Raw genomic sequence first — 24409 nt, forward strand, 5'->3', positions numbered from 1 at the left:
ACGATTCCGGCGAAGGGCTCGGCCCGCCCGTCGTGTCGCGAAGGTCCCCGGGGGCGGTGTCGCCCCCGGGGAACTCCTTCCGGCTCGGTCTACGGCCGGCCGTCGATCCAGCTCAGCTTGTGTCCGTAGAGCACGCGCTGGCAGTAGTCCTTCCCGTCCGGGTCGCCGGCGTCATGGCCCGCCGTGCAGTCGTCCGCGGTCCCCGGGCGGTGTTCGGACAGGGACCAGAGGCGGCCGGTGCCGCGCTCGACGTAGAGGTCCTCGGCGCCCCGCGCGGTCTTGACGGCCTGGCCGGTCTGGGCGAGCCGGCCGCCGGCCCATGTGTAGCGCCAGAGGTTGCCGGGCTCGTCCGTGCCCTTGGACTCGTTGACGTACAGCGTGCCGTCGTACGCGGCGGCGCCCTGCGCGCCGCCGCCGGTCAGCGGCAGGTAGTTGGCCCAGCCCTGCGCGGGCACGTCGGCGGAGCGTCCCTCCAGGTCCGCGATCGGGTAGGAGGCGATGCGGCCGGTGGAGGGGTAGCCGCTCTTCGGCCTGCAGTACTCGCCCATGAGCAGCCGGTCCGGGGTGGTGCTGCGGTCCAGCGAGATGTAGGAGGCCTTGGGGGCGCCGGTGGAGACGCAGGCGTAGGAGCCCTGGGGGTTGTTCCGGGTGGCCTTGAACTTCCAGGCGGCCACCTGGGGCATCACGTAGCGGTAGCCGAAGCTGTACCAGACGTTGTCGTGGCGGCCGACCTTCGTCTTGTCCTGCACATTGGCGGTGGTCTTCACGCCGTCGGTGTCGGTGCCCATGGCGTCGTGCGTGGCGGGATCTCCGTCCGGGTCCAGGTCCATGATGGTGCGCATGTCGAAGACGCGCATGCCGTTGCGGGTGTCGGCGACGTAGAGGTAGTTGCCGTACCAGACGATCCCGCCGGCGTGCACGCCCCGCTGGATCGGGTACTCGGAGGCGTGCAGCCCGTCGAAGGAGATGTGGTCGGCGGAGTTCACGTAGGTCCAGCCGAGCAGGACGTGCCGGTACTTGATCTCGGGGCTGCCGGTGGCCGGGTTGATCCGGCTCTGCACGAAGGTGATCCGGACGCCCTTCTGGTTGCAGGCGTCGTCCGCCTCCAGCTCGGCCTCGGTGCAGTCGCCGGCCGTGGGGAGCGGGTCGTTCTCCCGTCCCGGGTCGTAGCCGTCGTAGGAGGCGTACAGCTGGATGTTCCCGGCCTCGCCCCACAGTTCGTTGTCCTTGGCGTCGGAGACACCGGTCATGCCCTGGGGGACCCATTCCCGCGAGACGGAGTCGTCGTCCCGCAGGCAGTACTTGATGTCGGGGTCCGGGGCGGTGCCGAACGGGTCGCGGGAACACCACGGTACGGCGGTGCGGTTCGCCCCGGCCAGCAGGTTCTGCACACCGGACTTGGGCAGGACCGCGTCCAGGCGGGCGACCCGTCGGGTGGTCTCGCCGTTCAGCGCGCCGGGCGAGAGGGTGAAGTCGCCGGGCGAGGCCGCGCCGCCGGGCTCGGTCCAGGCGCCGGCCGAGAAGGGCGGGGCGGCACCCTCGGTCGTACGGGGTTCCTGGATCCAGCTCTGCGGGACGTCCGGCGGAAGGCCCTCCGCCCGGGCCGGCCCCGCGACGGCGGTGAACGCGAGCGAGGCCGCGGCGGCGGCCGTGAGCCAAGCGCGGCGAATGCGCCTTGTGGGCATGGGGGTTGCCTCCGTCTGCTCGGGTGTCCGATCGACCGAACGGAGGTTTCCAGAGCACCTGCGCGAACGCAAACAACTGCCCGCCGTCGACAACTGCCGCTCCCGGAGCGGCAGTTGTCGACAAGGCGGGCATTTCGCGACCGCTCGGGCGGGGTCGGGCGCCGAACGGTGAGGGGTGGGTGAAGGTCCCCGTGGGGACCGGTGCGGGGAACCGGGCGGATCCTTCGAATTTCGTTTCACGCGGATCGCCGGGAATGTGCCCGACCCGCCACGCCGGCGCGATCGGAGCGATCGGCGCGAAAGGTGTCCGCCCCGGCGCTCCGGCCCGATCGGGGGCGCGCCCTCTAAAGTGTCGGGAATGAGAGACGCTCACCCGCCCGCCCCCCGGTTCCGCCGGCGCCGGACCCTCGGCCTGGTCGCCGGGGCCACCGCCGTGGCGGGGCTCGCGACCGCGTTCGCCGTCGCCGCCCCGCAGCCGGATTCCGCGCCCCGCCCGGTGGCGCGGGCCACCGCGCCGGCGAGTCCCTGGCTGCGCGCGGACGGGGCGCCCCTGACGGTGATCGCCCACCGGGGCGCCCCCTCGGCGGCCCCCGAGAACACCCTGGTCTCCGACGAGGTGGCCCGGCGGGGCGGGGCCGTCTGGATCGAGAACGACGTCCAGCCCAGCAAGGACGGCGTGCCGTACATCCTGCACGACACGACCGTCGACCGGACGACCGACGGCACGGGCCCGGTCCGCTCGCTGACCGCCGCCCAGCTGGACGCCCTGGACGCCGGTTCCTGGTTCGCCCCGGCCTACGCCGGGACCCGGGTCCCGACCCTCGCCGCGCAGCTGGCGGACCTCCGGGAGCGCGGCGGGAAACTGCTCCTGGAGATCAAGGGCCGGCACAGCCACGCCGAGGTGGCCCGGATCGTCCGGGAGGTCCGCGCGCAGGACATGACCGGCCGGGTCTTCGTCCAGAGCTTCGACATCCCGTCGCTGCGGTTCGTCCACGAGCTGGCGCCCGAGCTGCCGCTCGGCCTGCTGCGCGGCACCCTCGACGCCGACCCGGTCGCGCTCGCCGGGGAGCTGGGGCTCTCCGCGTACAACGTGGCGGACGCCGCCCTCGCGACCCGGCCGGGGCTCGTCGGCGAGCTGCACGCGGCGGGCGTCGCCGTGAACGTGTGGACGGTCGACACCCCGGCCCGCTGGAAGGCCCTGGACGCGCTGGGGGTCGACGGGATCATCACCAACCGCCCCACGGAGCTGGGCGGTTGGTCGTCCGGCCGGGAGGGCCGGTCCGCTACGGGGTGACCTTCACCCCGTCGACGAAGGCCCGGACCATGACCGCCTGGGTGTAGACGACGGTGCCGGGCCCGATGAGGCCGTCGGCGCTCGTCCCGCTGACCTGGACGGTCCGCTCCCCGAGGAAGGCGAGGGTCTTGCTGTCGAAGATCCACTCGGTGCGCTGTCCGCTGGTCTCGTCGAACCGGGCGACGGCGACGCCCTCGCGGCCGACGGCGTCGGTGGCGCTGTCGACCGTGACGACCCCGGGGATCTTCGCGGCGGTACGGAAGAGCGCCGCCGTGAGCCGGGGGGACGGCCAGCTCTCGACGAGCAGGTCCCCGATGGTGGTGAAGGCCTGCTGGTCCTTGTTCCTGCCCTGCCCCTCGGTCTCCCGGTAGATCTTGTCCAGCAGCGCGTCGGGGTCGGTGGGGAGGGCGGCCAGATAGTCGTGCGAGGGCGCGCCGAGGTGTGGCTTCGGTACGTCGCCGTTCTCGTCGGGTCCTTCCAGGGTGATGCCCTCGGGGCCGGTGTTGCCGGGTTCGATCAGCCAGCCCTTGCGGCCGTCGGGCGACTTCCAGGACTGCCGGGTGTGCAGCGGCCGACTGACGAGGCTGCTCTCGCCGTTCACGGTCTTCACGTCGGTGGCGGCGATCCGCGACTCGATGTAGACGTACTGGCCGGCCCGCCCGCCGGGGGCGTCCGTTCCGGCCGCGGCGAGCGAGATCCGGTCGAGGAGCCGGGGTGCGCCGTGGGCGTCGACGGTGCCGATGCTGGTGGTCAGCACGGGTCCCGAGGCACGGTCGTCGGGGGCCTGGGCTCCGCCGGGGGTGAGCGCGAGGGCGCCGACGGCGAGCGCGCCGGCGAGGACGGCGGCGGCCGGCAGGAGGATCGCCTTCCGCAGGAAGGGGTTGCGCGGGGCGGGCGGCGCGGCGGCGGCTACGAGGCGGTCGTCGTGGATCCGGTTCATCAGGCGCTCCTTGTGGAACTGGTGGCGGCCCGGAGGAAGGTCGTGCTCCTCGATCGCCGGGAGGTCTCCGGTCTCGTACCGGTTCGCCGTACGGGGCTGGTTCGGGTCGGGGTTCATCGGATTCCTTCCTGCGCGGGCCGGACCGCGTTCGCGCGATCACCTGTTGTCTGTCGGGGGCGGGGGGCGGGTTCCCGTTTTTCCGCGTCGAGTCTTTCCCGTCGTTCCTTGTCGAGTTCCTTCTCGGCGCCGGTACGGAGCTTGGCGCGGGCGCGGGAGAGCCGGGAGCGGACGGTGCCGACGGGCAGGCCGAGGGCTTCGGCGGCCTCGGTGTAGGCGAGGCCTTCCCAGAGGCAGAGCACGAGGACTTCGCGTTCGGTGCGTCTGAGGGTGCCGAGCGCGCGGAGGGTGGCGGCGATGCGGCGGCGGTCATCGAGGCGTCCGGCGACCTCGGAGGCGTGGTCGGGCACCGAGGCCTCGGACGGTCCGGCCGCGGCGTAGGCGACGGCGGCGGCCCGGTAGCGGCGGTTGCCCCGGCAGTGGTTGCGGGCGACGTTGGTGGCGACGCCGAGCAGCCAGGGCCGGAGCGAGCCCCCTTCGGGGTCCACCTTCCCCCGGAGCCGCCATGCTTCGAGGAAGGTCGCCGCCATCACGTCCTCGGCGACGGACCAGTCCCCGGTCAGCCGGAAGGCGTGGTTGTAGACGCTCCGGGCGAAGGAGTCGAAGAGTTCGGCGTAGGCCGAGGGGTCTCCGTCCCGGACGCGGGCGCGCAGGTCGTTGTTCACGTCTCTCGTCTGTCCGGCCCCCGGGACGGGTTCCCGTGACGCGGGTCACACCAGCTGTCGAACTCCTCCAGGAGTTCGGGGTTGACCACCCGCAGGACGGTCGCGACCTGCCGGGGGTCGGCCGCCGCCCACAGCAGCTCCCTGGCCGTGCGGTACTTGGCGGCGAGCCGCTCCCGCTGGGCGGGGTCGAGCGCGGCGGCCCGGTCGGAGCGGCTGTTGTGCGCGTTGTCGGCGATCTTCAGGAGGGTGGCCCCGGGGTCCTGCGTGATGCGGCGGATCTTCTCCTCGTACGGGATGCCGGGCCGGTTGGTGACGGCTTCGACGAGGGCGACGACCCGGTCGGGGACGCCTGCGGCGCGAAGCCGCTCCGCCGTCCACGGGGTGTCCTCGATGACGTCGTGGAGCAGCCCGGCCATGGCCAGGTGCGGGCCGAGCGGCGCGAGGCCCGCGGCGACCGCGCGTACGTGTTCGACGTACGGGACACCGGCCTTGTCGGTCTGTCCGGCGTGCGCCCGGCCGGCGAGCGCGTCCACCTCGGCGAGAGTCATCATCGCCCCATCATCGCGGGGCGCGCTCGCGCGTCCCGGGCGGGGCGCCGTCGCGGACGCCACACGGTGTTCACGTTCGGCGGGAATGCCCTTCGCGGACAGGCCTGTTGCCGATTGCATGACTCTCGGAGTAACGCTCGGCTCGACCGCCGTCCAGCGCACGATCGACAGCACGGTGGAACTCGCGCGGGAGGCGCGCGAGGCCGGCCTGCACTCGGCCTGGTTCGGCCAGACCTTCGCGTACGACTCGCCCTCGCTCGCCGCGATCGTCGGCCGGGAGGTGCCGGGTCTCCATGTCGGGACGTCCGCGATCCCGGTCTTCGGCCGTCATCCGCTGCTGGTCTCCAGCCAGGCGCAGACGGCCCAGGCGGCGACCGGCGGCCGCTACCACCTGGGGCTCGCCCTCGGCACCCGGCACCTCACGGAGACCGGTTTCGGCATCCCGTACGAGCGGCCCATCGGTCTGCTCAGGGAGTTCCTGACGGCGCTGCGCCCGTTGCTGGAGACCGGCAGTGCCGACTTCCACGGGGAGCTCCTGACGGCGACGACGCCCTACTCGGCGGCGGTGCCGGGCGCACAGCCCACGGTGCCGGTGCTCGTGGCGGCGATGGGTCCGCAGGCCCTGCGGGTCTCGGGTGAACTGGCGGACGGGATCCTGCCGTTCCTGGCGGGGCCGCGGGCGCTCGCCGAGCACATCGTGCCGGCCGTCACGGCGGCCGCGACGGCGGCGGGCCGTCCCGCGCCCCGGATCGTGGCGCTCGTCCCGGGTGTGGTCACGGCCGACGCGGAGGCCGTGCGGGACGCGGCGGCCGAGGCGCTCGCGCTGTACGAGACGATTCCCTCGTACCGGCGGGTCCTGGAGCTGTCCGGTGTGACGCGGGCGGTGGACCTCGCCGTGATCGGTGACGAGGAGACCGTCGCGGCCGAGGTGCGACGCTACCGGGAGGCGGGGGCGACGGAGGTGGTCTTCACCGCGACGGAGCTGGGCGGCGAGGACGACCGCCGCCGCACCTGGAAGCTGCTGGGCGAACTGTCGCGCGGCTGAACGGCGGCCCGCCGTCCCGGTGAGGGCGCGGGCCGTCTTCCGGATCGTGCCGGGCCCGGGGCCGGGATCAGGTCCCTGGCCCGGGCGCCGCGGCCCGCTCCGGTTCCCCTTCGCCCTCCGTGTCCAGGTGCGGCAGGATCCGGTCCAGCCATCCGGGGGTCCACCAGGCGTGCTCGCCGAGGAGGGTCATCACCGCGGGCACGAGGAGCAGCCGCACCACGGTGGCGTCGATGAGGACGCTGGCGGCGAGGCCGAGGCCGAGCATCTTCACCACGATGTTGTCCGAGACGATGAACGCCGCGAAGACGCTCACCATGATCAGCGCGGCGCAGGTGATCACCCGGGCGGTGATCTCCAGGGCGTGGGCCACGGAGGCCTTCGGGTCGCCTGTGCGCAGCCAGGCCTCGCGGACCCGGGACAGCAGGAAGATCTCGTAGTCCATGCTCAGCCCGAAGACGATCGCGAACATCATCATCGGTACGTAGCTCTCGATGGGCACCTTGCCGGAGACGCCGAGCGCGGGGCCGCCCCAGCCCCACTGGAAGACGGCCACGACCACGCCGTAGGAGGCGGCGATGGACAGCACGTTGAGCACGGCCGCCTTCACCGCGACGAGCAGGCCGCGGAAGACCGTGAGGATGACGAGGAAGGCGAGGGCCACCACCACGGCGATGATGAGCGGGAGGCGGCTGGAGACGAGGTCGAGGAAGTCGACCTGGGCCGCCGTGGTGCCGGTGACGTAGGTCTGCGCGTCGGTGCCGGCCACCGCCTGGGGCAGTACGTCGTCGACGAGGTGGTCGGTCAGCTCGGTGGTGCGCTCGTCCTGCGGGGAGGCCACCGAGTAGGCGGTGCCGACCAGCACGTCCCCGTCGGAGGTGGCCTGGAGCGGGGTGATGGAGGCGGCGTCGGGGACGCCGGTCAGGGCCTGCTTGAGCTTGTCCGCGAGGTCCGCCCGGTCGGCGGCGGGCACGGCCGTCTGGTCGACGACGACGGTCAGCGGCCCGTTCGCGCCGGGGCCGAAGGCGGTGGAGATCAGGTCGTAGGCCCGCCGGTCCGTGAACGACTCGGGGTCCGCGCCGTCGCCGATGTGGCCGAGCTGGATGAAGAACAGCGGGATCGCCAGGATCACGAGCGCCACGACGCCGCCGCCGAGGAACCACAGGGGGCGCTTCTCGACGCGCTGCGCGTACCGGTGCCAGGTGCCGTGCGCCACCGCGCCGGGCGTCTCGTCGGCCTCCGCCACCGGCTTGCGCACGTGGTAGCGGTCGATCCGGCGGCCGACCAGACCGAGCATCGCCGGGACCAGGGTGAGCGCGGCGAGGACGGCGGTGACGACCGTGAAGGCGGCCGCCAGGCCCAGTTTCCCGATGAAGGTGACGCCGGAGACCCACAGGCCGGACAGGGCGATGATGACGGTGCAGCCGGAGACCAGCACGGCGCGGCCGCTGGTGGTGGTGGAGAGGGCGGCGGCTTCGGCGGGGGCGTGCCCGTTCATCAGGTTCTGGCGGTGCCGGGTGATGAGGAAGAGCGCGTAGTCGATGCCGACGCCGAGGCCGATCATGGTGGCCAGGGTGGGCGAGACGGTGCCGAAGGTGAAGGCGGCCGCCGTCAGGCCGAGGAGGGCGAGGCCGCAGACCGCCCCGAGGAGGGCCGTGACCAGGGGCAGGACGGCGGCGATGGCGCTGCCGAAGCCGATGAGGAGGACGAGGATCGCGACGGCGAAGCCGATCGCCTCGCTGGTGCGGTCGTCGGGCTGCGGCCGGGCGAGTTCGCCGAGCGGGCCGCCGTACTCGACGGTGACCCCGGCGTCGCGGACCGGCTGTACGGCGGCGTCGACGCCGGTCAGGTAGCCGGTGCCGAGGGTGGAGGGCGGCACGCTGAAGCGGACGGTGATGTACGCCGTCTTTCCGTCGGTGGAGAGCGGGCCCGTGTTCGGGACCCCGGCGGGGAGCGCGGGCGGGGTGGTGCCCGGGGGCGGCAGCGGGTTCTGCGCGCTGAGGACGTCGGGCAGTTTCTGCAGGGCGGCGACGGTCGAGTTGACGGCGGAGGCCTCGTCGGTGAGCGGTCCGGAGGGCCGGTTCAGGACGATCTGGGCGCCGTAGCCCCCGGCGGCGGGGTCGTGCGCCTTGAGGACGTCCAGGCCCTCGGCGGACTGGACCCCGGGGAGGGCGAAGTCGTCGGAGAACTGGCCGCCCACGGCCCGGTCGGTGATCTGGAGCCCGACGACCGCGGCCACCCAGAGGGCGATGACGACGAGGAAGTGGCGGGCGCACCAGTGCCCCAGTCGGTAGAGGGCGCCTTTCGTGGGTGTTCCTCGGCCCTCGGCCGGGCTTCCAGCGTTCATGGCGTGGCCGTGTCCGGTTGGGAGGTCCCCGAGCGGTCCCGGCGCCGGCTGTGCGCGCCTACCCGCTCCATTGTTCGCCTGCCGGGGCGCTCCGGCATCTCGGCCGGTACGGAGGCCCGTTCGGTCAGGTGAGCAGCCGGTTGGGGTGGGAGAAGCGGCGGGCGGCGGCGAGGAGGGCGTGGACGCGGGGTCCGGCCTGGTCGATGTCGGTGACGGGGGTGGGGAAGGGCAGCCGGACGTCGTGGTGGCCGGTGGGACGTTCGAGGCGCAGGGTGATGCCGTAGCGGTCGAGGGCGACGGGGAGGGCGCGGACGGTGTCCCGTTCGGGGCGTGGCCGGACGAGCCGCATCAGGAGGGGGACGAGTTCACCGTGGCGGTCGACGAGATGGGTGAGCAGGGCTGCCTCGGAGGAGGCCAGTGGGTCGATCTCGGCGGCCTGGAGTTCCTCCAGGGTGATGTAGTTCCGTCCTTCGGCGTCCTCGACGAGGGCCTGGCCGAACTCCATGCACAGGCCGGCGGCGCCTTCGGGGGCGTAGGGCGCGGCGAGGAGTCCAGTGAGGGTGACGCGCGCCCGCAGCCGCTCGCGTACGGGGGTGGGGGCGATGTCCGTGAACTCCAGGCGTACGGGGATCCGCGCGGGCGCTCCGGTGTGGCTCTCCTCGGAGGGGTCGTGCAGGTGGATGTGGCCCATCGGTCCGGTCCCGTCGAGCAGGTGGACCTCCTGGTGCAGCCCGTCGGAGACGACCGTCATCGAGTGGGCGGCGGCGAGGATCGACCGTACGCGTTCGGCGGGGGTGGGCAGCGGGGTGCGGGGACTGAAGGGACGCATCCGAGTTCTCCCGGGACAGGTGACGGAGACACTATTACTTAGGTAAGCCTAAGCTAACTCACTCTGCCGGGAGGACGGAAGGGCCGCGCCGACACGAACCGCTGCCCCCCGGCGCCTCCCTCACCCGGGGTCAGGGCGCGTCGCCCGACCAGTCGAAGCGGCCCGGATCGCCGGGACGCGGGTCGTACAGCGAGCGCCCGTCCGCCCCGTACCGCCCGAGCTCCGTCTCCAGCGCCGCGCCTTCGGCCCGCTCCTCCGCCGTCCGGTCCGTGACGTCCAGGAGGAGGCCGTCCAGCGGACCCCCGGTCAGCTCGACGTAGACCCGGCCCGGTCTCGGCCCCCGGTGGGGGTCGTCGTGGTCCTGGCCGTAGACCCGGCCCCTCAGCAGCTCCTCGTCCCTGTCCATGCGATCCAGCGTCCCAGCCGCCACTGACAACGCCCCGCACCGCGCCCACCACACGGAACGCCCCAGGTCCAAGAGAAGAAGGTCACAGTCGTACGCCCTCCTGCTCCTTTGTCGATCTCCCCTAGCATCCGAGCATGACGGTCCTGCCTGACGACGGGCTCTCCCTGGCGTCCGAATTCCCCGACGCACCACACGAACAATGGCAACACCTCGTGGCGGGTGTCCTGCGCAAGTCCGGCAAGGACGTCTCCGGCGACGCCGCCGAGGACGCCCTGTCCACGCTCCTGGAGGACGGCCTCGACGTCCGTCCGCTGTACACGGCGCGCGAGGCCGCCCCCGACGCCGGGCTCCCCGGCTTCGCCCCCTTCGTCCGCGGCGGTCGCCCCGAGGGCAACACCGTCGGCGGCTGGGACGTGCGCCAACGGCACCTCGTGGCCGACGGCGAGGCCGTCCTCACCGACCTCGAGAACGGCGTCACCTCGCTCTGGCTGGGCGTCGGCGGCACCGGCATCCCGGTCTCCTCCCTCGACAAGGTCCTCGACGGGGTCTACCTCGACCTGGCCCCCGTCGCCCTCGACGCGGGCGACGAGACGCAGGCGGCGGCGGAGCGGCTGTTCCGGCTGTACGAGGAGCGCGGCGTCGCCGACGACGCGGCCCGCGGCACCCTGGGCGCCGACCCTCTCGGCCACCTCGCCCGCACCGGACGCCTCTCCTACGACCTGGCGTCCGTCACCGGTCTCGCGCGCCGCTGCGCCGACCGGCACCCGGCGCTGCGGGCCCTCACCGTGGACGCCCTGCCGTACCACGAGGCCGGCGGTTCGGCCGCGCAGGAGCTGGGCTGCTCGCTCGCGACCGGCGTGGCCTATCTGCGGGGACTGACCGGGTCCGGGCTGAGCGTCGCCGAGGCGTGCGGACAGCTGGAGTTCCGGTACGCGGCCACCGCCGACCAGTTCCTGACGATCGCCAAGCTCCGCGCGGCGCGCCGGCTCTGGGCCCGGGTGGCCGAGGCCTGCGGCGCCCCGGAGGCGGGCGCCCAGCGGCAGCACGCGGTGACCTCGCCGGTGATGATGACCCGCCGCGACCCGTGGGTGAACATGCTGCGGACCACGGTGGCCACGCTCGCGGCCGGGGTCGGCGGCGCCGACAGCGTCACCGTGCTGCCCTTCGACGAGGCGCTCGGCCTGCCGGACGCCTTCGCGCGCCGGATCGCCCGCAACACCTCCACCGTCCTCATCGAGGAGTCGCACCTGTCCCGGGTGATCGACCCGGCGGGCGGCTCCTGGTACGTGGAGCGGCTGACCGACGAACTAGCCCAAGCCGCATGGGAGTTCTTCCAGGAGATCGAGCGGGCGGGCGGCCAGGAGGCCGCGCTGCGCGCCGGGACGGTCGGCGAGCGGCTGGCCACGACGTGGGCCGCGCGGAGCGCGAAGCTCGCGACCCGCCGCGAACCCGTCACCGGGGTCAGCGAGTTCCCCGACCTCACGGAGAAGCCCGTCCACCGGGCGCCCGCCCCCGAGCAGCCGGCCGGCGGTCTCCCCCGGGTCCGCCGCGACGAGGCCTTCGAAGCGTTGCGCGCCCGCTCCGACGCCCACCTGGCGGCGACCGGGGCCCGGCCCCGGGTCTTCCTCGCCGCGCTCGGCCCGGCCGCCGCCCACTCGGCCCGGGTCGCCTTCGCCGCGAACCTCTTCCGGGCCGGCGGCATCGAGGCCGTCACCGAGGGCACGTTCGAGGAGAGCGGCGCCCGCGAGGCCTGCCTCTGCTCCAGCGACGCCGTGTACGAGGAGCGAGCCGGAACCGCGGCGGCGGAGCTGCGCGCGGCGGGCGCCGGGCACGTCCTCCTCGCCGGCCGCCCGGGGGCGCACCCCGGTGTCGACACGTACCTCTTCGCGGGCTGTGACGCCGTCGCCCTGCTCTCCACCGCCCTCGACCGCATGGGAGTGTCCTGATGTCCATCCCCGACTTCACCGGGATCGAGCTCGGGACGCCGGCCGCCGATGGCGGTCCCGGCACCGACGCCTGGCGCACGGCCGTCGAGAAGGCCACGGACGGCGGCGACCTGCTGTGGGAGACCCCGGAGGGCATCGGCGTCAAGCCGCTCTACACCGGGCAGGACCTGGAGGGCCTGGACTTCCTGGGCACCTACCCGGGCGTCGCGCCGTACCTCCGGGGCCCGTACCCGACGATGTACGTCAACCAGCCCTGGACGATCCGGCAGTACGCCGGCTTCTCCACCGCCGAGGAGTCGAACGCCTTCTACCGGCGCAACCTCGCCGCCGGGCAGAAGGGCCTCTCGGTCGCCTTCGACCTGCCGACCCACCGCGGCTACGACAGCGACCACCCGCGCGTCACCGGTGACGTCGGCATGGCCGGCGTGGCCATCGACTCGATCTACGACATGCGGCAGCTGTTCGACGGCATCCCGCTGGACCGGATGACGGTGTCGATGACGATGAACGGCGCCGTGCTGCCCGTCCTCGCGCTGTACATCGTGGCGGCCGAGGAGCAGGGCGTACCGCCCGAGAAGCTGGCCGGGACCATCCAGAACGACATCCTCAAGGAGTTCATGGTCCGCAACACGTACATCTATCCGCCGGGGCCCTCGATGCGGATCATCTCCGACATCTTCGCCTACACCTCGCAGCGGATGCCGCGCTACAACTCCATCTCCATCTCCGGGTACCACATCCAGGAGGCGGGGGCGACGGCCGACCTGGAGCTGGCGTACACGCTCGCCGACGGGGTGGAGTACATCCGCGCGGGCCGCGAGGCCGGTCTCGACGTGGACGCGTTCGCGCCGCGCCTGTCGTTCTTCTGGGCGATCGGCATGAACTTCTTCATGGAGATCGCGAAGCTGCGCGCCGCCCGGCTCCTGTGGGCCAAGCTGGTCAAGCAGTTCGACCCGCAGAACGCCAAGTCCCTCTCCCTGCGCACCCATTCGCAGACCTCGGGCTGGTCGCTCACCGCGCAGGACGTCTTCAACAACGTCACCCGCACCTGCGTCGAGGCGATGGCCGCCACCCAGGGCCACACCCAGTCGCTGCACACCAACGCCCTCGACGAGGCGCTCGCCCTGCCGACCGACTTCTCCGCCCGCATCGCCCGCAACACCCAGCTGCTCATCCAGCAGGAGTCGGGCACCTGCCGGACCATCGACCCGTGGGGCGGCAGCGCGTACGTCGAGAAGCTCACCCACGACCTCGCCCGGCGCGCCTGGAAGCACATCCAGGAGGTCGAGCGGGCGGGCGGCATGGCCAAGGCCATCGACGCGGGCATCCCCAAGCTGCGCGTGGAGGAGGCCGCGGCCCGCACCCAGGCCCGGATCGACTCCGGACGGCAGCCGGTGATCGGCGTCAACAAGTACCGGGTGGCGACCGACGAGCAGATCGACGTCCTCAAGGTCGACAACTCCTCGGTGCGCGCCCAGCAGATCGCCAAGCTGAAGCGGCTCCGCGAGGAGCGCGACGAGCGGGCCTGCCAGGACGCGCTGGCCGCGCTCACCCGGGCCGCCGGCGGCGAGGGCAACCTGCTCGAACTCGCGGTGGACGCGGCCCGCGCGATGGCGACCGTCGGCGAGATCTCCGACGCCCTGGAGAAGGTCTACGGACGGCACGCCGGCCAGATCCGTACGATCTCCGGCGTGTACCGCAACGAAGCCGGCGAGTCCCCCGCCGTGGACCGCACCCGGACCCTGGTCGACGCCTTCGCGGAGGACGAGGGGCGCCGGCCGCGCATCCTGGTCGCCAAGATGGGCCAGGACGGCCACGACCGCGGCCAGAAGGTGATCGCCACCGCCTTCGCCGACCTGGGCTTCGACGTCGACGTCGGCCCGCTGTTCCAGACCCCGGCCGAGGTGGCCCGCCAGGCCGTCGAGGCGGACGTGCACATCGTCGGGGTCTCCTCGCTCGCCGCCGGCCACCTCACGCTCGTCCCGGCGCTGCGGGAGGAACTCGCGGCGGAGGGCCGCGAGGACATCATGATCGTGGTCGGCGGGGTGATCCCCCCGCAGGACGTGGCGACGCTCCTGGAGATGGGCGCGGCGGCCGTCTTCCCGCCGGGGACGGTGATCCCCGACGCGGCCCACGACCTGGTGACGCGGCTGGCGGCCGACCTCGGGCACGAGCGGTGATCGGTCTCGACACGTACGTCCGGGGCGTCCGCGAGGGGAAGCGGGCGCTCGTCGCCCGCGCGATCACCCTCGTCGAGTCGACCCGCCCCCAGCACCGGGCACTCGCCCAGGACCTCCTGACGGAACTCCTCCCGTACAGCGGCGACGCCGTGCGGATCGGGATCAGCGGAGTGCCCGGTGTCGGCAAGTCGACGTTCATCGACGCGTTCGGCACGATGCTGACCGGGCTCGGCCACCGGGTCGCGGTGCTCGCCGTCGACCCCTCGTCGAGCCGGACGGGCGGCTCCATCCTCGGCGACAAGACCCGGATGGAGCGGCTCGCGGTCGACCCGGCGGCCTTCGTCCGCCCCTCCCCCACCGCCGGGACGCTCGGCGGGGTGGCGAAGGCGACCCGCGAGTCGATCGTCGTGATGGAGGCCGCCGGCTACGACGTCGTCCTCGTCGAGACCGTGGGCGTCGGCCAGTCCGAGACCGCCGTCGCCGACATGGTCGACTCCTTCCTGCTGCTCACCCTGGCCCGCACCGGCGACCAGCTCCAGGGCATCAAGAAGGGCGTCCTGGAACTCGCGGACGTGGTCGCCGTGAACAAGGCCGACGGCCCCCACGAGCGCGACGCCCGCGCCGCGGCCCGCGAACTCGCGGGCGCGCTGCGGCTGATGCACGGCGCCGACGCCTTCTGGACACCACCGGTGCTGAGCTGCAGCGCCCGCGAGTCGGCCGGCCTCGACGAGGTCTGGGACCGGCTGCGGCAGCACCGCGCCCTGCTCGACTCCACCGGCCGTCTCACGGCCAAGCGCCAGGACCAGCAGGTCGACTGGACCTGGACGATGGTCCGCGACGAACTCCTCCGCCGCCTCCACACGGACCCGGCGGTCCGCGGCCTCGCGCCCGAGCTCGAAGAGCGGGTCCGCGCCGGAGCGCTGACGGCGACGACGGCCGCCGAGCGCATCCTCGGCGCGTTCGGCGACCGGCGCGACTGACGGGTCCCCGGGCCGCACCCCGCACACCCACTTTTTTGTGGGTACTTGTCGGGGTGCGGCGCCCCGGGCGAAGCTGAACGAGGCCCGGGAGGAAGGGAACAGGGGCCTCAGGACACGGCGGTGGGTGCGGCCGTGAGCAGGTCCAGACGACGGTGGCCCCAGTCCGACAACGGGCCGAGCGCCTCGGCGAGTTCGCGCCCGAACGCGCTGAGCGAGTAGACGGTCTTCGGGGGCAGGACGTCGTACACCTCACGGTGGACGAGGCCGTCCTCCTCCATCTCCCGCAACGCCTGGGTCAGCACCTTCTCGCTGATCTCGGGGACCTTCCGGCGCAGTTCGCCGGGGCGGTGCGGGCCGGCCTCCAGCAGCCACAGCAGCGTCGTCTTCCATTTGCCCTCGATCACCACGATCGCGGCGCTCACTCCGCACACGTTCGTGTCCTGGGCCCTGGCGCGTGTCATCCGCGTCCTTCCCCTTCCTCCGGGATCTCTTTCCTTCGTCTGTCTCCATGTCTACAAGGGAGTTCACCCATGTCTTCTTCCCCTTCGCCCACCCGGGACGGGCTCGCGGTCACGGTCGTCGGCCTCGGGCCCATGGGGCGGGCGCTGGCCGGCGCGTTCCTGGCGGCGGGCGTGCGGACCACGGTGTGGAACCGTACGCCCGGCCGGGACGGGGAGCTGGTCGCCCGGGGCGCCGTCCCGGCCGCGAGCGCGGCGGAGGCGGTCGCGGCGAGCCCGCTGACCGTGGTCTGCCTGGTCAACTACGACGCCACCGACTCCGTGCTGCGGACGGAGGCCGTGACGCGCGCCCTCAAGGGGCGGACGGTCGTGAATCTCAGCGCCGACACCGCCGAGCGCGCCAGGGACACCGAGCGCTGGGCCGGGGAGCACGGCATCGGCTATCTGGACGGCGCGATCATGACGCCGACGCCGAGCATCGGGACGCCGTCGGCCGTGTTCCTGCACAGCGGCCCCGAGCCGCTGCACCGTGAGCACCGGCCGGTGCTCGACGCCCTGGGCGGCACCCACACGCACCTCGGGGAGGAGATCGGCCGGGCGGCCGCGTACGACATCGCGCTGCTCGACATCTTCTGGACGTCGATGACGGGCTATGTGCACGCCCTGGCGCTCGCACGGGCCGAAGGGGTCTCCCCGACCGAGCTGGCGCCGTTCGCGCGGGGCATCGGCGCGATCCTGCCCCCGCTGTTCCAGGAGTGGGCCGAGGACGTGGAGAGCGACGGGTTCTCCGGCGAGGGGAACCCGCTGACCTCGGCGGTGTCGACGATGACGCACGTCGTGCACGCAGCCGAGGGGCACGGCATCGACGCGAGCGTGATGCGCGCCGCCGAGGCCCTGGCCCGGCGGACGGTGGAGCTCGGCCACGGCGCCGAGGGGTTCACACGGGTCGCCGAGGTCCTGGGCCGCCGCTGACCGGGCCGCCCGGCACCCGGGGAGGCGGGGGTCGCTCCCTCGGATGCCGTCGGCGGCGGGCCGTGATGTGCTGGCTTGTAGGGGCGGACGCCGCCGGCCGGGCGGCGGCGGGAGGCGCCGTCCCCTCTCACGAGGAGGATCCCTCATGGCGATCTTCGTGCACGCCATCCTTCCGGGCATCACCACGGATCAGTACGACGCCCTCAACGCCAGGCTCCAGGAGACGCCGGAGATCTTCGACGGCTGTGTGTCGCACACGTGCGTCACGACGGACGACGGTCTGGAGATCTTCGACGTCTGGGAGACGGAAGGGCAGATGGAGGCGTTCGCCGAGCGCTTGATGCCGCTCTCGGTGGAACTGGGCTGGCCCGCGGACATGGACAGGCCCGAGGTCCTGAAGGTGCACAACCACTGGGTTCCGGGGGCGGGCGGCTGATCCCTCGCGGCCGGGTGGGGCCGACCGGTCGGCCCCGGTCACGTACGGGATCACGGAGCCTTCCCCGGACCGGGGTCACGTCCTCGCGAGGAAGGCCGGGCGGAGGTGCGGGTCCACCGGGTCGTAGTACCGGTGGAACACCGGGGTGGCGGACCCGGAGACCGGCGGGACGATCCAGCTCCAGTCGGCGGGCGTCTCGCGCCCGTGGCGGCTCTCCTTCTCGATGTGCCGGAGGAACCGCTGCGACTCGGTGTGGTGGTCGGCCATGGTCACCCCGGCCTCCTGGAAGGAGTGCAGCACCGCCACGTTGAGTTCCACCAGGGCGCGGTCCCGCCACAGGGTCCGCTCGGCCGAGCGGTCGAGTCCGAGCCGGTCGGCGACCAGCGGGAGGAGGTCGTACCGTTCGCCGTCGGCGAGGTTGCGGGCGCCTATCTCGGTGCCCATGTACCAGCCGTTGAAGGGCGCCGCCGCGTACCGTACGCCGCCGATCTCCAGCGTCATGTCGCTGATCGCCGGCACCGCGTACCAGCGCAGTCCGAGTGCCGCGAACCAGGCGTGGTCGGGGTGGCTCAGCGGCACTTCGAGGACGGAGTCGTCGGGCAGCTCGTACCACTCGGGCCGCGCTCCGGGCTGTTCCCGCACCATCAACGGCAGGACCTGGAAGGGTTCTTGGTCCCGCTTCCAGCCGAGGTCGACGGCGCGGGCGGTGAGCGGTCCGCCGCGCGGGTCGCCGCTCCAGCTCCCGTCCGGCGTACGGTGTCCGGCGTAGCGCACCAGCTGGTCGTTGACGATCCGGGGGCCCGCGCGGCCCGGCCGGTCGGGTGCGAAGACCGAGATCACCGGTCTGATCCGGCCGCCGTTGCCGGCCTGCCGCAGGTGCTCGAAGCAGTGGGCGGCGATGTCGTCGGCGGCGGTGACGTGCCGCAGGTCGCGCACCACGAGACTGCGCCAGTAGAGCCGGCCGATGCAGCGGGCGGAGTTGCGCCAGGCGACCCGCGCGCCGAACGCCAGCTCCTCGGCGGTGTGTTCGTAGGTGCCGGTACGGCCGATCTCGGCCAGCACCGCGCGCACCCGCGCGGCGGCGTCCCCCGCGGCGGGCTGCTCGTGGTGGAACTGACGGATGAATCGTTCCGCCTCCGCCCGGTCCACGGGACAGGACGCGGGGACGGCGCGGTCCCCTGGGGCGGACGCGAGGTCCCCGTGGGCGTAGGGGCAGGTCCCGGTGGCACCGGTGACGGACTTCCGGCGGCTGCGGCTTCGACTGAAGATCAATGTGTTCCCTCCCGACGCCATGACTACCTTATGAACACGGGCGGGCGCGGAGAGTACGTGAATATCCTGCTGGGGAGACGGCCCCGCTGGTACGCTGCCCGCCGCCTCGCGGCCCCTGGGGCCTGACGTCAGCCGAGGCGCGCCGTGCTGTCGCGGGCGATGAGGCGGGGCAGCAGCAGACGGCGCTCCGGCGCGGTGGGCGGGGCACCCTCGATCGCCTTCAGGAGCAGTTCGATGGCCTCGCGGGTCATCTCGCGGGTGGGCAGGGCGACGCTGGTGAGGGTGGGGCGGGCGAGCAGCCCCTCCGGGGTGTCGTCGTGGGCCACGACGGACAGGTCGTGCGGGATCGAACGCCCGGCGTCGCGCGCCGCCTGGAGCGCGCCGACCGCGAGCACGTCATGGGTGGCGAACAGCGCCGTGGCCGTCGGATGGGCGGCGAGGGCCGCCCCGGCGGCGGCGACACCGCCCTTGAACGACGGCTCGGGCGCCAGGTGCACCGCGCCCTCCGGGACGTGCAGTCCGTCCTCGGCGAACGCGCGGCGGAAGCCGTCCACGCGCCGGGTGTGGGCGGGGCTGGCGAGCACGGCCACGTTCTCGTGGCCCAGGGAGCGCAGATGGCGTCCGGCGAGGTGGCCGCCGTGCTCGTAGTCGATGGTGACGACGGGGAACCCGGCCGGGGCCCGTGTCTCCCAGGCGCACAGGACCACCGGGAAGCGGGCCCGGGACAGCAGCGGCAGATGGTCGGTCAGGCCCTGGTCGCCCGCGATGAGGAGGGCGTCGACGGACCGGCTGGTGAGACCCGCGAGGTGCCCCCGGGCGCGCTCGCCGTCCCGGCGCGTGGTGCACAGGAGGAGGTGGTAGCCGTGCGCGTCGAGGGCGTCCTCGGCCTCCTCCACGACCTCCGCGTAGAAGGCGGTGGACACGGTGGGCACGAAGAGGCCGACCGTGCGGGTGCTTCCGGTGGCGAGCGAGCGGGCCACCAGATTGGGGACGTAACCGAGTTCGGCTATCGCGGCGCGGACCCGGGCCTCGGTGCCGGGGCGTACGGCGACGCGGCCGGAGAGCACGTTGGAGACCGTCTGCTTGGTGACGCCGGCGCGCTCCGCCACGTCCTGCATCGTCACCATGACTACCTCGATCGACCGGTCGGACGGCGGGTGCAACGTATCGCGGGGGAATGCCGTGGTCAACGCCCCGGAGCAGGGGCCGGCGGGACGCGGGGAGCGGGCAACTCCCTTGCGGGGCGCGGAAGTTTTTCGGTCCGCGACTCTTGTTTTACCGGTCAAATGAGCCGTACGGTCGCGCCGCGGCCGGGCCGTGACCGGACACCGCGGCGGCCGGACCCCGGACGCCGCACCCAGCGATCCCGTACGACCCCGCTCCCGCACGACCCGCACCACCGTGCACCCGCACGACCGCGATCCCGTACCACCGTTATCCCGTACCACCGCGATCCCGCACGACCGCCGTCCCGAAGGGCGCCGGACCGTTCATGGAGCCGCCCCACCCGGCTCCTCCGATCAGGGGACACTCGTGACCACTCCTCGCAGCAGACTGGCCGGAGCGCTCGCCGCCGCCGTGCTGGTCTTCACCGGCGGCGGCGCGCTGACGGCGCCCACGGCGGCGGCGGCACCGACCGCCCCCACCGCTCCCGCCGCGTCTTCCGCCGCCTCCTACACCGTCGCCGTCGGGGCCAAGGGCTCCTGGACCCACCCGGACGACACCCCCGCCGGCCCGTACATCGACAAGGACGGCACCTTCTACTTCCAGCAGGCCCACGCGCTCTACGGCGCGAACGACCCGCGCAGGTGGACGTTCTTCACCGGCACGAACCTCGACACCGCGACCCGGTCGGGCGCGCTCAGCGACGCGGTGAACCCGGCGAACTCCGACGACCGCAACAACGACACGACCTGGCGCTGCAACAACAGCCCGACCGGGGTCGAGGCGACGGCCGCCCCGGCGGGCTCGGGCTACGCCCACCGCAACTACTGCGACCTGGCGGGCGTCTGGGTCGACCCGGACACCGGCGACTGGTACGGGCTCGTGCACAACGAGTTCACCCCGCAGCCCTTCGGCGACGGCGTCCACTACGACGGCATCGACTACGCCGTCTCCAAGGACCAGGGGCGGACGTGGAGCATCAAGGACCACGTCATCACCTCGCGCTACGGCACGAAGCGCGGCGACACCGCCGCCTTCCCGCAGCAGACGTACCACTACGGCACCGGTGACCAGCGGCTCTTCGTCGACACGGCGTCCGGGTACTTCTACGCCTTCTACGGCTCCCGGATCGTGAACAAGGGCGGCGGCTGGGCCGCGTTCTACGGGCATGTGGCCCGCGCCCCGATCGCCTCGAAGATGGCACCGGGCTCCTGGCAGAAGTGGTACGGCGGGGCCTGGTCCGAACCCGGCGTCGGCGGCCGCGAGAGCACCATGGTGCCCGTCGGCTCCGGCAGCACGACGGGGTACACCCCGGTCTCGAAGGAGTACGACCCCGCCAACGCGGGCAGCGTGAGCCAGCAGGTGGCCGCCGGGCTGATGCCGGCGACCTCGCCGCTGTTCGTCATGGACATCACGTACAACGCCCATCTGGGGCTGTACATCGGCCAGCCCCAGGCCGTCGACCAGAGCGGCAACGCGTCCCAGGAGATCTACGCCACCGCCGACCTGACCACCCAGAAGTGGTTCCGCCTCGGCGACACCGGGAGCTACCGGAACGCCTCCTGGTACCGCTGGTTCCTCGACAGCGGCAACAGGACGAGCTCCTCGATCGTCGGCAGGGACTTCCGCTCGTACTGCTCCTTCGGCTGCTCCGGCGGAGCCAGTGGCGAGTACGTGAACCTGACGGTCGACACGACCGCGCCGGCCGCCCCGGTCGACACCTCGAAGGCGTACCGCATCGCCACCGCGGGCGGCCGCGTCCTCGCCCAGGTCGCCGACACCTCGGCCACGACCTCGCTCGCCGCCGCCACCGGCTCCGGCGCGGAGTCCTGGGCCTTCGCCTCGAACGGCGACGGCTCCTACCGCATCGCGAACTCCGCGACCGGCGGCCTCCTCGGCGTCGGCGCCACCTCCGCCGCCACCCGCGCCTGGGGCACCCGGCCCACCGTCACCCCGGCCGGGGCCGGTGGACCCACGGTCGGCCAGCAGTGGTTCGTGCTCCGCGCTACCTCGCCCGCCGACGGTTCCGCGACCGGCACGTACAAGATCGTCAACCGGTACAGCGGGCTCGTCATCGGCCTCTCCGCCGACTCCGGCCGCCCGGCCGAGACCACTCCCGCCCGCAGCTGGACCAACACCACCGGCAGCGCCGTCGGCGGCGCCCGCACGGCCGCCGAGCAGACCCTGAGCCTGGTCCCGACCGCGCAGGCGCCCGAGACGGTGACGGTCCTCGGTCCGGGCCCGCAGTCCACCGTCCCGAACACGTCCGTCTCCCTGAGGATCGAGGCCACCGACTCGCTCGGCAAGGCCCTGACGTTCACGGCGACCGGGCTTCCCGCCGGGCTGACGATCAGCTCCGCCGGCCTGATCACCGGTACGCCGACCACCGCGGGCAGCTCGACCGTGACGGTCACCGCCGGCTCGGGCACCGCGACCGGCACGGCCACCTTCACCTGGTCGGTCACGGCCGCCCTCGACGGGTTCCACACCCTCACCACCGGCGGCAGGGCGCTCGACAACCCCAACCACAGCACCACGGCGGGCACCCAGCTGATCACCTGGACGGCGAACGGCGGCGCCAACCAGAAGTGGCTGTTCACCCGTCAGGCCGACGGTGGTTACGTCCTCAGGAACAGCGAGTCGGGGCTGTGCGCCGACGTCGAAGGCGGCTCCGCGTCCGTCGGCGCGAAGATCATCCAGTGGACGTGCACCACCGGCGCGAACCAGCGCTGGACGATCACCCGGCAGGCGAACGGCACCCACACCGTCGCCTCCGCGGCGAGCGGTCTGCTCCTGACGGCCGCCTCCGCGACGAACGGCGCGCCGGTCACCCAGCAGCCGGACAACGGCGGCGCCCTCCAGCAGTGGACGATCGGCTGAGCACGACCACGAGGTACGGCCGAGCGCGACCACGGCGCACGGCGGTCGGCAGTCGGCGGTCGACGGTCGGCGGTCGGCGGTCGGCGGTCGGCGGTCGGCGGTCGGCGGTCGGACGGATGTCAGCCGGCGGGCGGGGTGAGGACGACGAAGTCGGCGTTCGAGGGGTCGAGGCAGACGGCGAGTCGGCCCACGCCCTCCGCGTCCGCCGGGCCCATCTGGACGTTGCCGCCGTTCGCCGTGACCCTGGCCACCGCTTCGTCGCAGTCGGCGACGGCGAAGACGGGGTGCCAGTAGGGACGGCCGTGCGCGAGGGCGAGATCGGCCTCGGACAGCTGCATGAGGCCGCCGTGCATCCGCTCCTCGGGGAGTCCGGCGGGGGTGATCAGGGTGTACGTCCCCCCGCCGCCCGGCAGTTCCATGTCGCTGAACCGCCAGCCGAAGACACTGCCGTAGAACGTCTTCGCGGCGGCGGCGTCCGTCGTGTACAGCTCGGTCCAGGACAGGGAGCCCGGCGCGTCCACGAGGTCGACGCCCTTGTTCGTGCCGGGCTGCCAGACGGCGAACTGTCCGCCGAGCGGGTCGCTGTACTGGGCCATCCGGCCCCACTCGTCGAGGTCCGTCGGGGCGACCCGGACCGTGCCGCCCGCCTCCTCCACCGCCCGGGTGGTGGCGTCCGCGTCGGCGACGCTGTAGTAGATCATCCAGGCGGACCGGGCGCCCTCCTCGGTGAGCCTGCCGAGCCCGCCGACGATCTTCCCGTCCTTCCGGAACATCCCCCCTTCCATGTCCTCGCCGTCCCCCATGGACTCGTACTCCCAGCCGAGCACGGCGCCGTAGAAGGCCGCGGCGGCCGGGACGTCGGGGGCGCCGAGGTCGAGCCAGCAGGGGGAGCCGGGTACGAAGTCGGTAGTGATCATGGTGCTGCCTTTCGCGTCTCCGGGGGTGGGCCCTCAGCCTGGCACCGGACGCGGAGACCCGCCCGTCGGCCGCCGCGCACACCGATGGTCGTCGGCCGGATCGGCTCGGCGCTGGACGAGGCGGCGGACGGCCGGGGCTGACCCGGGCGGCCCGGACGGCGGCGAATGCGCCGGTCGCGCGCCCCGTTTCTCTTACGGATCCGTGACATGCGGAACGGCGGGCGGGGATGCGCGGACCGGGCGGCATAGCGTCGGAGGATGCGTGTACTTGTGACTGGAGGCGCGGGCTTCATCGGCTCGCACATCGTCGCCGCACTGGCCTCCCGCGGACACGAACCGGTGGTCTTCGACCTGGCACGGGACGGGCGGGACGTCCGTGATCCCGAGGCCGTGCGGGAGGCCCTGCGCGGGATCGACGCCGTGTGCCACCAGGCCGCCAAGGTCGGCCTCGGCAAGGACTTCGGCGACGCCCCCGCCTATGTGTCGGCCAACGAGCTCGGCACCGCCGTCCTGCTGGCCGCGATGACGGCCGCGGGCGTCCGGCGTCTCGTGCTCGCCGGCTCGATGGTCGTCTACGGCGAGGGGCGCTACGCGTGCCCCGCGCACGGTGCGGTCCGGCCCGGCCCGCGCGCCGAGCAGGACCTCGCCGCCGGACGGTTCGAGCCGCGCTGCCCGGACTGCGGCGCCGCCCTCTCCCCCGGCCTGGTCGCGGAGGACGCCCCGCTGGACCCCCGGAACGTGTACGCCACCACCAAGGTCGCCCAGGAACACCTCGCGTCCTCGTGGTCCCGGGCCACCGGCGGGCGCGTGGTCTCGCTGCGCTACCACAACGTCTACGGGCCGGGGATGCCCCGCGACACCCCGTACGCCGGAGTCGCCGCCCTCTTCCGTTCCTCGCTCGCGCGCGGCGAGGCCCCCCGCGTCTTCGAGGACGGCGGGCAGCGCCGCGACTTCGTCCACGTCCGGGACGTGGCCGGGGCGAACGCGGTCGCGCTGGACGCCCTGCCGGAGGCGCCGGGCTTCGCCGCGTACAACGTCGGCAGCGGCGACCCCCGGACCGTCGGCGACATGGCGAGCGCGCTGGCCGCCGCGTACGGCGGCCCGGAGCCGGTCGTCACGGGCGAGTACCGGCTCGGCGACGTCCGGCACATCACCGCCGACTCGGCACGGCTGCGCCGGGAGCTGGGGTGGCGCCCGGAGGTCACCTTCGCCGACGGGATGGCCGAACTCGCCGGCGGTACGACCGAAGGGGCCCTTTCGCCCGCCGCGCCGGCCGGGCGTCCGTAAGGCCCAACACCGCGCCGGCCGGGCGTCCGCAGGTCCCCTCAGGG

General features: G+C 73.3%; 20 protein-coding genes. 9 read left to right on the forward strand and 11 right to left on the reverse strand.

The window, feature by feature from the left end:
* Nucleotides 1-89: 89 nt before the first annotated feature.
* Complete coding sequence (locus ASD33_RS20405; protein WP_056562189.1) at nt 90-1685, reverse strand: hypothetical protein; 1596 nt, start codon at nt 1683-1685, stop codon at nt 90-92.
* A 358-nt stretch (nt 1686-2043) separates the two neighbouring features.
* Between ASD33_RS20405 and ASD33_RS20410 the strand changes: the two genes are divergently transcribed.
* A complete protein-coding gene (locus ASD33_RS20410) occupies nt 2044-2979 on the forward strand; it encodes a glycerophosphodiester phosphodiesterase family protein (protein ID WP_056562192.1) in 936 nt (311 codons plus the stop codon).
* Here the strand turns inward: ASD33_RS20410 and ASD33_RS20415 are convergent.
* The 3 genes from ASD33_RS20415 to ASD33_RS20425 are packed head-to-tail and all read right to left on the reverse strand — an operon-like array spanning nt 2969 to nt 5252.
* The gene (locus ASD33_RS20415; protein ID WP_056562194.1) at nt 2969-4036 is read right to left on the reverse strand and encodes a CU044_5270 family protein; all 1068 of its coding nucleotides are present in this window, start codon (nt 4034-4036) and stop codon (nt 2969-2971) included. The genes ASD33_RS20410 and ASD33_RS20415 overlap by 11 nt on opposite strands.
* Nucleotides 4033-4701 (reverse strand): RNA polymerase sigma factor, encoded by a 669-nt coding sequence (locus ASD33_RS20420; protein ID WP_056562197.1) that lies wholly within the window; start codon nt 4699-4701, stop codon nt 4033-4035. Before ASD33_RS20420 ends, ASD33_RS20415 begins: the two co-directional genes overlap by 4 nt.
* Nucleotides 4698-5252, reverse strand: a complete 555-nt coding sequence (locus tag ASD33_RS20425) for an HD domain-containing protein (RefSeq protein WP_056562200.1) — start codon at nt 5250-5252, stop codon at nt 4698-4700. The genes ASD33_RS20420 and ASD33_RS20425 overlap by 4 nt, the downstream gene beginning before the upstream one ends.
* Before the next feature lie 115 nt (nt 5253-5367).
* Between ASD33_RS20425 and ASD33_RS20430 the strand changes: the two genes are divergently transcribed.
* Entirely contained in the window at nt 5368-6294 is a 927-nt protein-coding gene (locus tag ASD33_RS20430; RefSeq protein ID WP_056562203.1) for a TIGR03564 family F420-dependent LLM class oxidoreductase, read from the forward strand.
* 67 nt (nt 6295-6361) lie between these two features.
* Here ASD33_RS20430 and ASD33_RS20435 read toward each other — a convergent pair whose 3' ends face one another.
* The 3 genes from ASD33_RS20435 to ASD33_RS20445 all read right to left on the reverse strand — a co-directional run bounded on the left by ASD33_RS20435 (nt 6362) and on the right by ASD33_RS20445 (nt 9873).
* Nucleotides 6362-8638 (reverse strand): MMPL family transporter, encoded by a 2277-nt coding sequence (locus ASD33_RS20435; RefSeq protein WP_056562206.1) that lies wholly within the window; start codon nt 8636-8638, stop codon nt 6362-6364.
* A gap of 124 nt (nt 8639-8762) precedes the next feature.
* Nucleotides 8763-9467 carry a DUF2470 domain-containing protein gene (locus ASD33_RS20440; protein ID WP_056562209.1) on the reverse strand — a complete coding sequence of 235 codons (705 nt, stop codon included), beginning with the start codon at nt 9465-9467 and terminating at the stop codon, nt 8763-8765.
* Between the two features lie 130 nt (nt 9468-9597).
* The gene (locus ASD33_RS20445; RefSeq protein WP_056562212.1) at nt 9598-9873 is read right to left on the reverse strand and encodes a hypothetical protein; all 276 of its coding nucleotides are present in this window, start codon (nt 9871-9873) and stop codon (nt 9598-9600) included.
* Between the two features lie 134 nt (nt 9874-10007).
* Between ASD33_RS20445 and ASD33_RS20450 the strand changes: the two genes are divergently transcribed.
* The 3 genes from ASD33_RS20450 to meaB are packed head-to-tail and all read left to right on the forward strand — an operon-like array spanning nt 10008 to nt 14979.
* Nucleotides 10008-11819 (forward strand): methylmalonyl-CoA mutase family protein, encoded by a 1812-nt coding sequence (locus tag ASD33_RS20450; RefSeq protein WP_056562214.1) that lies wholly within the window; start codon nt 10008-10010, stop codon nt 11817-11819.
* Entirely contained in the window at nt 11819-13999 is a 2181-nt protein-coding gene (gene scpA / locus ASD33_RS20455; protein ID WP_056562217.1) for a methylmalonyl-CoA mutase, read from the forward strand. Before ASD33_RS20450 ends, scpA begins: the two co-directional genes overlap by 1 nt.
* Nucleotides 13996-14979, forward strand: coding sequence for a methylmalonyl Co-A mutase-associated GTPase MeaB (gene meaB, locus ASD33_RS20460; protein WP_056562219.1), 984 nt, complete (start codon nt 13996-13998; stop codon nt 14977-14979). The genes scpA and meaB overlap by 4 nt, the downstream gene beginning before the upstream one ends.
* Nucleotides 14980-15086: 107 nt before the next feature.
* Here the strand turns inward: meaB and ASD33_RS20465 are convergent, their stop codons facing one another.
* A complete protein-coding gene (locus ASD33_RS20465; RefSeq protein ID WP_056562223.1) occupies nt 15087-15440 on the reverse strand; it encodes a helix-turn-helix domain-containing protein in 354 nt (117 codons plus the stop codon).
* Between the two features lie 69 nt (nt 15441-15509).
* Between ASD33_RS20465 and ASD33_RS20470 the strand changes: the two genes are divergently transcribed.
* The gene (locus tag ASD33_RS20470; RefSeq protein ID WP_056562226.1) at nt 15510-16409 is read left to right on the forward strand and encodes an NAD(P)-binding domain-containing protein; all 900 of its coding nucleotides are present in this window, start codon (nt 15510-15512) and stop codon (nt 16407-16409) included.
* Between the two features lie 145 nt (nt 16410-16554).
* Entirely contained in the window at nt 16555-16845 is a 291-nt protein-coding gene (locus tag ASD33_RS20475; protein WP_056562229.1) for a hypothetical protein, read from the forward strand.
* Between the two features lie 75 nt (nt 16846-16920).
* On the opposite strand, the gene ASD33_RS20480 is transcribed toward ASD33_RS20475, so the two are convergent.
* Nucleotides 16921-17994 carry a nitric oxide synthase oxygenase gene (locus ASD33_RS20480; protein WP_063991980.1) on the reverse strand — a complete coding sequence of 358 codons (1074 nt, stop codon included), beginning with the start codon at nt 17992-17994 and terminating at the stop codon, nt 16921-16923.
* 251 nt (nt 17995-18245) lie between these two features.
* The gene (locus tag ASD33_RS20485; RefSeq protein WP_056562231.1) at nt 18246-19244 is read right to left on the reverse strand and encodes a LacI family DNA-binding transcriptional regulator; all 999 of its coding nucleotides are present in this window, start codon (nt 19242-19244) and stop codon (nt 18246-18248) included.
* A gap of 406 nt (nt 19245-19650) precedes the next feature.
* Here ASD33_RS20485 and ASD33_RS20490 point away from each other — a divergent pair, with 406 nt between their 5' ends.
* Entirely contained in the window at nt 19651-22161 is a 2511-nt protein-coding gene (locus ASD33_RS20490; RefSeq protein WP_056562234.1) for an RICIN domain-containing protein, read from the forward strand.
* A gap of 119 nt (nt 22162-22280) precedes the next feature.
* Here the strand turns inward: ASD33_RS20490 and ASD33_RS20495 are convergent, their stop codons facing one another.
* Nucleotides 22281-23078, reverse strand: coding sequence for a VOC family protein (locus ASD33_RS20495; RefSeq protein ID WP_056562237.1), 798 nt, complete (start codon nt 23076-23078; stop codon nt 22281-22283).
* Nucleotides 23079-23336: 258 nt separating this feature from the next.
* Here ASD33_RS20495 and ASD33_RS20500 point away from each other — a divergent pair, with 258 nt between their 5' ends.
* The gene (locus ASD33_RS20500) at nt 23337-24365 is read left to right on the forward strand and encodes an NAD-dependent epimerase/dehydratase family protein (protein ID WP_056562241.1); all 1029 of its coding nucleotides are present in this window, start codon (nt 23337-23339) and stop codon (nt 24363-24365) included.
* The last annotated feature ends 44 nt before the right edge of the window (nt 24366-24409 follow it).

This window comes from Streptomyces sp. Root1304, assembly GCF_001426405.1.
Taxonomy (GTDB): domain Bacteria; phylum Actinomycetota; class Actinomycetes; order Streptomycetales; family Streptomycetaceae; genus Streptomyces.

What these genes read in the sequence shown, in the direction of transcription:
- ASD33_RS20405 (WP_056562189.1), bottom strand. Translation starts at nt 1,685, where the DNA reads ATGCCCACAAGGCGCATTCGCCGCGCTTGGCTCACGGCCGCCGCCGCG.
- ASD33_RS20410 (WP_056562192.1), top strand. Translation starts at nt 2,044, where the DNA reads ATGAGAGACGCTCACCCGCCCGCCCCCCGGTTCCGCCGGCGCCGGACC.
- ASD33_RS20415 (WP_056562194.1), bottom strand. Translation starts at nt 4,036, where the DNA reads ATGAACCCCGACCCGAACCAGCCCCGTACGGCGAACCGGTACGAGACC.
- ASD33_RS20425 (WP_056562200.1), bottom strand. Translation starts at nt 5,252, where the DNA reads ATGATGACTCTCGCCGAGGTGGACGCGCTCGCCGGCCGGGCGCACGCC.
- ASD33_RS20430 (WP_056562203.1), top strand. Translation starts at nt 5,368, where the DNA reads ATGACTCTCGGAGTAACGCTCGGCTCGACCGCCGTCCAGCGCACGATC.
- ASD33_RS20435 (WP_056562206.1), bottom strand. Translation starts at nt 8,638, where the DNA reads ATGAACGCTGGAAGCCCGGCCGAGGGCCGAGGAACACCCACGAAAGGC.
- ASD33_RS20440 (WP_056562209.1), bottom strand. Translation starts at nt 9,467, where the DNA reads ATGCGTCCCTTCAGTCCCCGCACCCCGCTGCCCACCCCCGCCGAACGC.
- ASD33_RS20445 (WP_056562212.1), bottom strand. Translation starts at nt 9,873, where the DNA reads ATGGACAGGGACGAGGAGCTGCTGAGGGGCCGGGTCTACGGCCAGGAC.
- ASD33_RS20450 (WP_056562214.1), top strand. Translation starts at nt 10,008, where the DNA reads ATGACGGTCCTGCCTGACGACGGGCTCTCCCTGGCGTCCGAATTCCCC.
- scpA (WP_056562217.1), top strand. Translation starts at nt 11,819, where the DNA reads ATGTCCATCCCCGACTTCACCGGGATCGAGCTCGGGACGCCGGCCGCC.
- ASD33_RS20465 (WP_056562223.1), bottom strand. Translation starts at nt 15,440, where the DNA reads ATGACACGCGCCAGGGCCCAGGACACGAACGTGTGCGGAGTGAGCGCC.
- ASD33_RS20470 (WP_056562226.1), top strand. Translation starts at nt 15,510, where the DNA reads ATGTCTTCTTCCCCTTCGCCCACCCGGGACGGGCTCGCGGTCACGGTC.
- ASD33_RS20475 (WP_056562229.1), top strand. Translation starts at nt 16,555, where the DNA reads ATGGCGATCTTCGTGCACGCCATCCTTCCGGGCATCACCACGGATCAG.
- ASD33_RS20485 (WP_056562231.1), bottom strand. Translation starts at nt 19,244, where the DNA reads ATGGTGACGATGCAGGACGTGGCGGAGCGCGCCGGCGTCACCAAGCAG.
- ASD33_RS20495 (WP_056562237.1), bottom strand. Translation starts at nt 23,078, where the DNA reads ATGATCACTACCGACTTCGTACCCGGCTCCCCCTGCTGGCTCGACCTC.
- ASD33_RS20500 (WP_056562241.1), top strand. Translation starts at nt 23,337, where the DNA reads ATGCGTGTACTTGTGACTGGAGGCGCGGGCTTCATCGGCTCGCACATC.